This window comes from Ureibacillus massiliensis 4400831 = CIP 108448 = CCUG 49529 (genome assembly GCF_000772965.1).
Lineage (GTDB): Bacteria > Bacillota > Bacilli > Bacillales_A > Planococcaceae > Ureibacillus > Ureibacillus massiliensis.
On sequence record NZ_JPVQ01000017.1, the window covers coordinates 23528 to 35369 of the forward strand.

6 protein-coding genes are annotated in these 11842 nt (G+C 35.3%); all 6 read left to right on the forward strand.

Going from position 1 to position 11842, the window contains the following annotated elements:
* The first annotated feature begins 125 nt into the window (after positions 1 to 125).
* The 6 genes from addB (at position 126) to CD30_RS10475 (ending at position 11837) form a co-directional block, all read left to right on the forward strand.
* Positions 126 to 3650, forward strand: coding sequence for a helicase-exonuclease AddAB subunit AddB (addB, locus tag CD30_RS10450; RefSeq protein ID WP_036176423.1), 3525 nt, complete (start codon positions 126 to 128; stop codon positions 3648 to 3650).
* Positions 3628 to 7368, forward strand: coding sequence for a helicase-exonuclease AddAB subunit AddA (addA, locus tag CD30_RS10455; protein WP_084077806.1), 3741 nt, complete (start codon positions 3628 to 3630; stop codon positions 7366 to 7368). The genes addB and addA overlap by 23 nt, the downstream gene beginning before the upstream one ends.
* A gap of 68 nt (positions 7369 to 7436) precedes the next feature.
* The gene (locus CD30_RS10460) at positions 7437 to 8597 is read left to right on the forward strand and encodes a DUF418 domain-containing protein (RefSeq protein ID WP_036176429.1); all 1161 of its coding nucleotides are present in this window, start codon (positions 7437 to 7439) and stop codon (positions 8595 to 8597) included.
* A 181-nt stretch (positions 8598 to 8778) separates the two neighbouring features.
* Positions 8779 to 9681, forward strand: a complete 903-nt coding sequence (locus tag CD30_RS10465; protein WP_036176431.1) for a fumarylacetoacetate hydrolase family protein — start codon at positions 8779 to 8781, stop codon at positions 9679 to 9681.
* Between the two features lie 99 nt (positions 9682 to 9780).
* Complete coding sequence (locus tag CD30_RS10470) at positions 9781 to 10137, forward strand: YisL family protein (RefSeq protein WP_036176434.1); 357 nt, start codon at positions 9781 to 9783, stop codon at positions 10135 to 10137.
* Positions 10138 to 10367: 230 nt separating this feature from the next.
* Positions 10368 to 11837 carry an alpha-amylase family glycosyl hydrolase gene (locus tag CD30_RS10475; protein ID WP_036176436.1) on the forward strand — a complete coding sequence of 490 codons (1470 nt, stop codon included), beginning with the start codon at positions 10368 to 10370 and terminating at the stop codon, positions 11835 to 11837.
* The last annotated feature ends 5 nt before the right edge of the window (positions 11838 to 11842 follow it).

Consider the following 11842-nt stretch of genomic DNA (forward strand, 5'->3'; position numbering starts at 1 on the left):
TTGTGTAAACCGCTCTTTTATGTGTTTAGGTGGTTTTTCATGTAAAATAGATGAGAGCAAGTTACTCATAACGATAAAAGAAATTTTTAATAGATAAATATTATTCAAAAAAGGGGGCTATCCAATTGTCTATAAGAATCATAAGTGGACGAGCTGGTTCTGGGAAATCTACTCTTATTCAAAATGAAATCGTTACAGAACTAAAAAGAGATCCATTAGGTACGCCGATTTACGTCATTGTTCCTGATCAGATGTCCTTCTCGACAGAGTACGAATTGACAAATCATTATGACATTCGAGGGATGATTCGTGCACAGGTAATGACCTTTAAACGACTTGCCTGGTATGTGCTACAGGAAACTGGTGGTATTGCAAAGGAAAAAATCGATAAAATCGGATATCGCATGCTTATACGAAGACTTTTAATGGAACATAAGGATGAGTTCTCATTATTTCGTCAAGCTGCAGATAAGCGTGGCTTTACAGAGGAAGTAGAGCAATTGATTAAAGAATTTAGTCAATACAATATTAACAGTGAAGCATTACATGAAGTGATAGGTAAATTAGAGGGAACACAAGCACCTCATACTTTAATTTCCAAAACGAAAGATTTACAACTCATTTTACAAGAGTTAGAGCAGCAGTTGGGGGACACCTATGTTGATGGAGATAGCTTCTTTCCAGTATTAGTGGAGCAATTACCTAACTCTGAGAAAATAAAACAAGCCCATATTTATATCGATGGTTTTACTGCCTTTACAGTGCGTGAATTTGATATCGTGAAGCAATTAATCGCTTTAGCTGAAAGAGTGACAATTGTTCTTCCTTTTGAAAATGAGCAGGATAAAGATGATGATCAGGCACTATTTTATCGTTCTGCAGTCATGTATGACAAATTGATGGATGAAGCAAAACAGTTACAGATTGAAGTTGAACCAAGAGTTCATTTAACAGGCAATTATCGTTTTCTAAATAACGATTTAAGACAAATAGAAGCAAATTTTCATGAGCCTATTGTAAAACCAGTTAAATCTGATGGTTTTGTTCGAGTTTTAGAAGGGGCAAATCGTCGTGCGGAAGTTCATGGGATTGCCCGGGAAATATGCCGGTTAGTGAAAGAGGAAAAGGTAAGATATCAGGATATTGGGATTATGTACCGACAAGCCGATGTGTACGATCCATTAATATTAACGATATTTCCTCAATATGACATTCCAGTTTTTACAAATGAGAAAAAGGCGATGTTACATCATCCTTTAATTGAGTTTAGTCGTTCAATTTTAGAAGTTGTTACTTCAAAATGGCAATATGAACCTGTATTTAGAAGTGTTAAAACAGACTTGTTTTTCCCGTTAAAAAGTAATTTAACGGAGATGCGTGAAAAAGCAGATCAATTTGAGAATTTTGTCATCGCCCAAGGTATATATGGTTATCGATGGTTTGAAGAGTCACGTTGGTTTTATAAGAAATATCGTGGTTTAGAATTTTTAACAAAGCGTCAAACGGATGAAGAATTGGCCATACAACGAACGATTGATGAAATGAGGTCTTTGATTTCAGAGCCTTTAATGGAGCTGCAAAAGAATTTAGAAGATTCGGAGACTGGTCGCGATATCGCTCTAGCACTTTATCAATGTATAGAAAATCTTCAAGTATATGAAAAATTACAAGCGTTAAAAGATGAAGAATTAGAAAAAAATCTACTTATTAGTGCAGCTGAGCATGATCAAGCTTGGAACCGGTGGATAAATGTGCTAGATCAGTTTGTCATTATGTTTGGTGATCAAAAAATGACAGTTGAAGAGGCTGCGAAGATTTTGGATGAAGGGTATGACACACTTCAATTTTCTAGCATTCCCCCTGCTGTCGATGAAGTAACAGTAGCAACAGTGGAATATTCTCGTTTTGATAATATGAAGGTAGTTTTCGTGATTGGCGTAAATGACGGGGTATATCCAATGCGCATGGATTATGAAGGACTCATAACAGATGTGGAAAGAGAATGGTTTTCTGCAGTTGATACAGAATTATCACCAACCTCTAAGCATCGATTGTTACAGGAAGCATTTTTAATATATCGTGCATTTTCTTCACCAACAGAAAGACTTTATGTGACCTTTGCAAGTGCAGATGAGGAAAGTAAGTCTTTACTTCCATCACTTTATATCAATCGATTGCATAAATTGTTTGAGATAAATGGGGAAAAAACGTTACCACATGAACGAATCCTTATTGATCCAATTGAAGAGCTCGATAAAAGCAATGTTCTTTCTTATCTACAGCATCCGGCTACAGCTATTGCCTATTTGATGATGCAGCTAAGACAAGCTCAATATACAAATGAATTAGCCCCTGAATGGGTAGCGTTAAAAACCTATTACGAACAAGATATAAAATGGAAATCAACGCTTCAATCCATAATGGGTCCGTTAGAAAAGAAAAATGAAGCAGAAAGATTGACTCAAGATATTACAGATGAACTTTACGGAACAGAGCTTACATCAAGTGTTTCGAGGGTAGAGAAATTTTACAGCTGTCCATTTGCCCATTTTACAACATATGGATTAGGTCTTGAAGAAAGAGCCCAATACAAATTAGAAAATTTTGCGATGGGGGATTTATTCCACGAAGCATTAAAATGGATTTCCATCGAAACAGAGAAGAAAAAAATAGCTTGGAATAAATTATCAAAAGAGCAGTGTGCATTGCTTGCTAGATCTGCAGTGGAGCATATCGTTCCGGTATTTTCTCATCAAATATTACTAAGCAGTGCGAGGTACCGATATATTCAGCATAAATTAATCCGTATCGTAGAAAGAACGATGATTGCACTATCACAGCAGGCAAAATCCTCACATTTCAGACCAATTGCTATAGAGGCTTCCTTTGGTCCAGGAAAAGAGATGCTACCGCCACTAGAAATTGATTTAAATGGTGGTAGAAAGATGAAGCTGCGCGGTCGAATTGACCGTATTGATAGTGCTGAAGTTGACCAAAAAGCGTTTTTGCGTGTCATTGACTATAAATCTTCCAGTCGTGATTTAGATTTAAATGAAGTGTATTATGGATTATCCTTGCAGCTTTTAACCTATTTAAATGTTGCTGTAGATAATGCGAGTCATTGGATTACAGGTGAGGCGAAACCAGCAGGTGTTTTATATGTTCATGTCCATAATCCGATTTTAAAAATAGAAGAAGAACTCGACGAAGCAACTCTTGAGATGGAACGTTTACGAAAATTCCGCATGAAAGGTTTATTAGCTGAAGATATAGATTCATTGGTATTAATGGATGAGGAGCTTCAAGAAAGTGGAAAATCTAAAATCATACCAGTGCAATTGAAAAAGGATGGCTCTGTTTATCAGCGTAATTCTCGTGTAGTCATTCCATTTGAAATGGATCATTTGCAGCAATATGTACGCAGTAAGCATAAGCAAGCTGGTGATGGTATTTTAAGCGGGGAAACATCGATTGGACCATATAAATTAAAAAATAAAACAGCCTGCGATTTCTGTTCATTTAAATCGGTTTGTCAATTTGATCCTACTGATAACATGCAAAACTACCATCAATTACAGGCAGAACAATCGGAAAATATACTTCACAAAATCAAAGAGGAGTTGAACAGTGATGCGAGCGATACCTTCTAAAGGGCCAGATGTAACATGGACGGACGAGCAATGGAAAGCAATATGGGCTACAGGACAAGATACGCTTGTATCAGCTGCTGCTGGCTCTGGAAAAACAGCAGTTCTGATTAATCGTATGATTGAAAAAGTTATTGCAAATGAAAATCCTATTGATGTAGATGAATTGCTTGTTGTGACCTTTACAAATGCATCTGCAGCGGAAATGCGCCATCGTTTGAGTGAGGCTTTAGAAAAAGAAATAGCGAAAGACCCACGTAATCAGCATTTACGTCGTCAATTAAGCTTAGTAAATAAAGCGCAAATCTCCACTTTGCATTCATTCTGTTTATCCATAGTACGTCAGTATGCCTATTTACTTGATATTGATCCCGGATTCCGTATTGCAAATGAAGGGGAATCATCATTATTAAGAGATGATGTTTTAGCAGAAGTATTGGAAGAAGCTTACGATAATAAGGATGAAGCAAAAGTAAATGCCGTGTATCGTTTGGTAGATAGCTTCACATCAGATAGGGACGATCAAGCTATTGAGACATTGATTGATCGACTTTACGAGACTTCTCGCGTTCATCCTAAGCCGTCTGAATGGTTAAAATCTTTACCTAAACAATACAAGCTACCAGCTGATGCAACAATTGATCAATTACCTTACATTGATCATGTAAAAAATGCAGTGAAGTTTAGTTTGCAAGAGGCCTTTGCTTATATTGTAGATATGCGTGAGCTTGCATTAAAGCCAGATGGTCCTGCTCCTTATGGCGAAACTGCTGAATTGGATTTTATACTGATTCAAGAGGGAATCCGCAGAGTTACTAATGGTACATGGCAGGAATTATATGATTATTTCGCTTCTTTAAAATGGTCAACTCTTGCAAGAGTAAAAAAAGATAGCTGTGATCCAGATTTACAAGATTTAGCAAAGAAAAAAAGAGATCATGCTAAAAAGATAATGACTCAAATAAAAGATTCATTTTTTACGAGAACACCTGCGAGATTGTTAGAAGAAATTCGTCTAATGGCACCGTTAATCGAAACGTTAGTAGAGTTAACTGAAAACTACGGTAAAAAGTTTCGAGCAGCAAAGCTTGAGCGCGGATTAGTCGATTTTTCTGATTTGGAGCATTATGCTCTTCAAATATTAGCTGACGTTGAAAATGGTGAACTTCAGCCATCTGAAGTAGCGAAGGAATTTCAACAAAAATTTAAAGAAGTACTAGTGGATGAATACCAAGATACGAATATGCTGCAAGAAACGATATTACAGCTTGTGAAAAGCGGAGATGAAGCAACGGGTAATTTATTTATGGTAGGGGATGTAAAGCAATCCATCTATCGATTCCGATTAGCTGAACCAATGCTTTTCTTAAACAAATACTTAACATTTGAAGACGATCCAAAGAATACTGGGTTAAAAATTGATTTAAATGCAAACTTCCGAAGTCGTAAAGAAGTACTACATGGGACAAACTATGTTTTCCAACAAATTATGGGGAAGGCTGTTGGGGAAATAGATTACGATGAAAAAGCGGAGTTAAAGCCTGGAGCGCCCTATGATGATATTGAAACACCAGTGGAATTTGTTGTTTTGTATGAAGAACAAGAAGAAGAGACTTCAAGCAACGAAAATGAAACGACTGAAGTAGATATTGTAACGGAAGAGGAAATTGCAAAATCTCAACAAGAGGCTCGCTATATTATAAGTAGAATTAAAGAGCTAATCGAAAGTGGCGCAACGGTTTACAACGCGAAAGAAAAAGATCCGGCAAAACGAATGAGACCTATACGATATAGTGACATTGTCATTTTAATGCGTTCTATGACTTGGTCTGCAGATTTAGTAGAAGAATTTAAGTCAGCGGGTATACCTCTTTATGCAGAATCTTCAAAGGGATACTTTGAGGCATTAGAAGTGATGGTCATGCTAAACGTATTAAAAATTGTAGATAATCCATATCAGGATATCCCATTAGCCTCTGCATTGCGAGCGCCCTTTGTTGGTTTGACGGAAAATGAGCTAGCAACAATTCGACTAGCAAAAAAGAATGTTCCTTTTTATGAATCAGTAAAAACATTTGTCCGGGAGGAACGCTCAGGTTTAAATGGAAATACAGCTGAGAAGCTACATCAATTTCTAATTCAATTAGAAGAATGGCGGAATATGGCTCGTCGTGGATCGTTATCAGATCTAATTTGGAGAATATATTTAGATACGAATTATTATGAAATGGTCGGTGCGATGGCCAATGGAAAACAAAGACAAGCAAACTTACGTACATTACATGACCGCGCATTAATGTATGAGAAATCATCATTCCGAGGATTATTCCGTTTCCTACGATTTATTGATCGAATGCGTTTGAGAGGGGATGATTTAGGAGTCGCTAAATCCATTGGTGAGAAGGATGATGTCGTTCGATTAGAAACGATTCACTCATCAAAAGGGCTAGAATATCCTGTTGTATTTGTAGCAGGGCTTGGTCGTAGCTTTAACCAAATGGACTTTTCCAATACTTATTTGTTTGATCAGCAATATGGACTTGCTGTAAAAGCAATAGATCCTGACAATCGTATCATCTATACTTCCCTGCCATTTTTAGCAATGAAAGAAAAGAAAATTTTAGAAATGAAAGCGGAGGAAATGCGAATTTTATACGTGGCAATGACACGTGCAAAGGAAAGACTCATTTTAGTTGGTTCAGTGAAAAATTGGGAGAAAACAAGAGATGAATGGTGTGAGATTGGACATCTTTCAGAGCAATCAATGCTCCCAGAATATTTGAGAGCTCGTGCGAAAAATTATTTAGATTGGATTGGACCAGCAGTTGCTCGCCATGAATGTTTCGCATCCTTCCATAATGGAAAGTACAATGTGATCTCACATCCTTCAAAATGGATGATTTCGGCTATTCCTAATGAAACTTTTTTAAATACATTTTCTCAAAAGGATGATTCTATATTAGATGATACAAGTCAACAGCCAGTAGATGAAAATATTTTATATGAATTGAAAAAACGTTTTACTGCTAAATATCCATTTGAGCATTCGACAAAGAAAAAATCTAAAACAAGTGTTACTGAGATTAAACGTATTGAGAATCTACAGCGCGAAGAAGAGCAGGATGAATGGATTCCGGAAAGTCATGAGTCGAATCAACAGAAAAATACTACTGTTATTAAAAGGCCTATGTTTTTACAGCAAAAATCTTTATCTAGTACAGAAATGGGGACAGCTGTTCATACAGTGATGCAGCATGTACCAAAAGAAGGGTTCCAAAGCCTTGAAGAAATCAATCGATTCCTTCTAGGACTAGTAGATAAGCAGCTTCTTACGGAAGAAGAGCTTCGTGTAATTGAACCTGATAAAATTATCCAGTTTTTTGAATCGCCGATTGGCAGAAGGTTTATTCATGCAAAACAATTACATCGTGAGGTACCATTCACTTTATCGAGAACAGATGATGAAGGGGATCCCCAAATTGTCCAAGGGATTATTGACTGTTTATTCCTTGATGAAGAAAATAAGTGGGTATTGCTTGATTATAAGACGGATAAAATTCTTCCGAAATTTAAAGATGAGCCAGCCTTAATAAAAGAAATGACTAATAGATACGGTGTACAGCTACGTATTTACAGTGAGGCAGTTCAAGCGGTGCTCGATGTAGATGTAGATGAAAAAGTGATTTATTTATACAATGCGCAAAAGGAAATTCAACTTTAAATATAAAATTTCACATGTAAGAAACGTGATAAAAACTGCGGCAATTAGATGTAGAAAGGGGCCGAATTGTGGGCTTTCAACCAACAACATTAAACGAAAGAATTGAATCATTAGATATTATAAGAGGCTTCAGTTTGCTTGGGATTTTAATAGTAAATGTTTTTGCATTCTATTTACCGATGCCACATATCGATTTGCAAGCTTGGTTTGTGGAAGCGAAGGATGTTATATGGTATCAGCTAGTGGAAATTTACGCAACAAGCAGTTTTTATCCATTATTTTCAATGCTATTTGGATATGGACTTGCGATGCAGTTTTTGAAAGCAGAGCGTACTGAAACGTCATTTTATCCCTTCGTATCAAAACGATTAGTCATATTGCTTATCCTTGGAATGCTACATGCCGTATTCATTTGGTGGGGAGATATTTTATCTACCTATGCCTTTTGTGGCTTTTTCCTATTAATGTTTATCCGCTTTACTCCTAAAGTTCTTATTACAATAGGACTTGCAATATATGGCTTAATGCAATTCATGATTTTATTCATTTACAGTGTGACGGGAATTGTGAATAGAGAAATCGAGGGAATCCCGGTAGATATTGAGATGGTTGAACATGCGATTACTTCATATGGTATAGGAAATTGGATGGATGCTTTTTATCAACGATTAATTGATTTAACGGTCCAAATGCAGCCTGCAATGTGGCTTTTATCATTATTTACAATTTTACCTTATATGATGATTGGTGCTGCATTTGCGAAGTGGCGTCTAATAGAGCGAGCTAAGGGTTTAAAGCCTTTTTGGATTGTCCTTGCAGTTGTAGGTATAGCAATCGGACTAACGATTAAAAGTGCACCCTTTATGTTTACACATACGTATTTGTTAGATTATTTACAGGTGTACGTAGGTGGGCCAGTATTAGCAATCGGCTATATGGCACTAATCGTATGTATTTGCATGGTTCCGTTTATTAAAAAGATTCTTCACCCAATTGGGCTAGCTGGTAGAATGTCCTTAACCATTTATCTTATGCAATCAATTATCTGCTCTGTATTATTTTATAATTATGGCTTTGGTTTATATGGTCAAATAAATGTACAAATGGGCGTATTAATTGCCATTGTAATTTTTATTGTCCAAATCATGTTTGCAATCCTATGGTTTAGTAAATTTAAGCAAGGACCCCTTGAAGTAGCAATGAAAAAAATAATTTATCGCAAAATTTAGTGAAAAGTAAGCAAATTGAAAAAATTTGATGTATGATGTTATCAAATCATAAAATTTCATGTGATGTACAAAAGATTTTATGATGTAATAGCATGATAGTAGATAAGGTTATATTTTGAGATATTCATAATTTAACAGGCTACTATTAATTGACGAATAAACATAAGGAGCGCTTTTTACGATGAAGATTTTGTCTTTTAAATTGAATGGTGAAGTGAAGTTTGGACCGAAAGTCAAAAAAGAAGAAGCTGTCTGGGACGTAGTTGCTATTCAGCGAGATTTAAATGTTTTACCAACTTTTTCTACAAATATTATCGATGGAATTGCTCTTGGTTTCGACTTTGTTGAACAAATTAGAAAACTTGTTGAAGCAGCAGAACAATCTACTTCGACTGAACAATATAAACTATCATTTTCTGAGATAGAATGGTTATCTCCTGTTCCAAGAACACCTAAAAATATTATTTGTATCGGAAAAAATTATGATGAACATGCAAAGGAAATGGGTGCAGAAGCAGCTCCAAAGAACTTATTAGTGTTCACAAAGGCAGCAACTTCGATTGCAGCAGATGAACAGGTATTGCCAATCCATGCAACAAAAACAGATTCTTTGGATTACGAAGGAGAGCTTGCTGTTGTTATTGGAAAATTAGGAAGAGATATTCCTAAAAACCAAGCCTATGATTATATCTTTGGGTATACAATTGCAAATGATATTACAGCACGTGATTTACAACAACGTCATGTTCAATTCTTTTTAGGTAAAACATTAGATGGTACTTGTCCAATGGGTCCTTATTTAGTTACAAAAGATGAAATACCAGATCCACAAAAATTAACAATCGTAACTAAAGTGAATGGGGAGATTCGTCAAAATGGCTCAACAAAAGATATGATGTTCCCAGTTGATGAATTAATCTCGACCTTATCGAAATATGTCACATTGGAGCCTGGTGATGTGATTTTAACAGGTACACCTGAAGGAGTCGGAAAAGGCATGAAGCCACCAACTTTCTTAAAAGCTGGCGATGAAGTGAAAATTTCCATCGAAGGAATTGGTACATTATCTAATCGCTTTGAATAATTCATATTTTAGACACTATTAAAGAAACTATAATGTTTGAAGCCACACCTTCTATCATGGTAGGATATGTATTGAAATGATAAAAAAGGTGGGGAAATAATGGGTTTTTTAACTGACTCAACACATTTACACATTACAACATGGGTAATCGGTTTAATACTATTTTTCATAGCAGCTACAGGTATCTCTAAATCTAAAGGGATCCACATGGTATTAAGATTATTTTATATTTTAATTTTAATAAGCGGTGGCGCATTGTTCTTCAAATGGCGAGTAAACTTTGAGTATGATATTAAATTTTTATTAGGTATTCTGTTAATAGCGATGATGGAAATGATTTTAGTCCGTCAAGCGAAAAACAAATCTACTAATGTATTCTGGGTATTATTCTTTATCTTCCTATTTGCAACACTATTCTATGGATTAAAACTTCAAATGGGATTCGATTTATTCTAAACATGACGCAAAGCTTTATGCTTTGCGTTTTTATTTTGCTTATTTCCTTATATATTCCAATTATTAGATTAAATTTAAATAAGTAGAGGAAAGCTATAAATAATTTGAAATAATTGTCACTTTTTTGTCGCAATTTATCATTGCATTTAACTCATTTCATCTGAAAAGATAGCGCTTTATCTTATTTGTTTGATAAAATGACGATGGGTTGTTTTAAAGGAGAGATAAAATTGAAATTTAATAAATGGATTAGCGTATTAGCAACAACTGTACTTGCAACATCCTTAACGATAACGCCTGTTGCAAAAGCTGAAAATACGAAAACAATAGCAGACGAAAGTATATATGATCTATTAGTTGACCGTTATTTTAATGGAACAGATAAAAATGATTTAAATGTAAATGCACAAGACCCAAGTCAATTTGCTGGTGGAGATTTTAATGGTATTTTACAAAAACTATCTTTAATTAAAGATATGGGATTTACGATTGTTTCATTAGGTCCAGTATTTGCAACGGAAAAATATGATGGAACTCTTACAACAAGCTATTCTGAATTTGAACCTCATTTTGGTACAGCAGAGGAATTCACAAATTTAGTAACCACTTTAAAGCAAAAGAATATGCGTGTGATGATTGATTTCCCGTTAACTAACGTCAGTGAAAATCATGAATGGACACAAGATCCAGAAAAAGTAGATTGGATTGTTGGGACATCTAATGGTTTAGTGCGTTGGGACTTGAAAAATCAAGAGGTTCAGCAAGCACTTATTAATGCTATTGTGGAATTTGTAAGTACATATCATGTAGGTGGTGTTCGTTTAACGAACCTTGATATTGCAGATGCACAATTTTTAAATGACATGATTTCAGCAATTAAAGAAGTTGATGAATCAATCTACATCATTTCAGATGAAGAAAGTGATGCAAATTTCGATGCAACTTATTTTAATGATACGAATGAAATTTTCCGTTCCATATATATAAATGTAGATCAAGATTCTTCTGAGCAGTTGAAATACATTGAACCATTTGTAAATGGTGAAACGAAGCCTACTCAAATTATGTTTGATAATATCAATACAGATCGCTTTATCATGGATGTAGAAGCATATCCACCTACTCGTTTAAAGATGGCGATTGCTTCCATGTTATTGCTACCAGGTCTTCCAGTTATGCAATATGGTACCGAAATTGCAATGAATGGTGCAGTTGGACCTGAATCACATCAATTATATAATTTCAGAACTGATGAAGAACTAGTGGACTTTATCGAAAATATTCAAATGTTAAAGAATAGTTCGGATACACTTCGTGGTGGAGAGTTTAAATTGCTAAAAAATGAAAATGGACTTTTAGCATTTATGCGCTCATCTGAAGACGAAAAATGGATTGTCGTAATAAATAATACAAGTAAAACGAAAAGAATCGACATTCCAAAGGATTTAGTTGGGGAAGGTAAAGAGATTCAAGCGATGTTAGATAGTGAAGTTGTGCGAGTGAACAATGAAAATGTTTACCCACTTGCGTTAGATCGAGAAGTTGTAGAGATTTACCAAGTGGTCGATGAGAGAGGCATTAATATTCCATATCTAATTGCATTAGGATTTGTTTATCTCATATTTATCTCATTTATCGTTGCATTAATGAGAAGATCAAAACGAAATCGAAAAAATGAAACTACTGAAAATACAAACTAATATAG

Excerpts from the sequence above, each read along its gene's own strand:
- CD30_RS10470 (WP_036176434.1), top strand. The coding sequence starts at position 9,781 with ATGGGTTTTTTAACTGACTCAACACATTTACACATTACAACATGGGTA.
- CD30_RS10465 (WP_036176431.1), top strand. The coding sequence starts at position 8,779 with ATGAAGATTTTGTCTTTTAAATTGAATGGTGAAGTGAAGTTTGGACCG.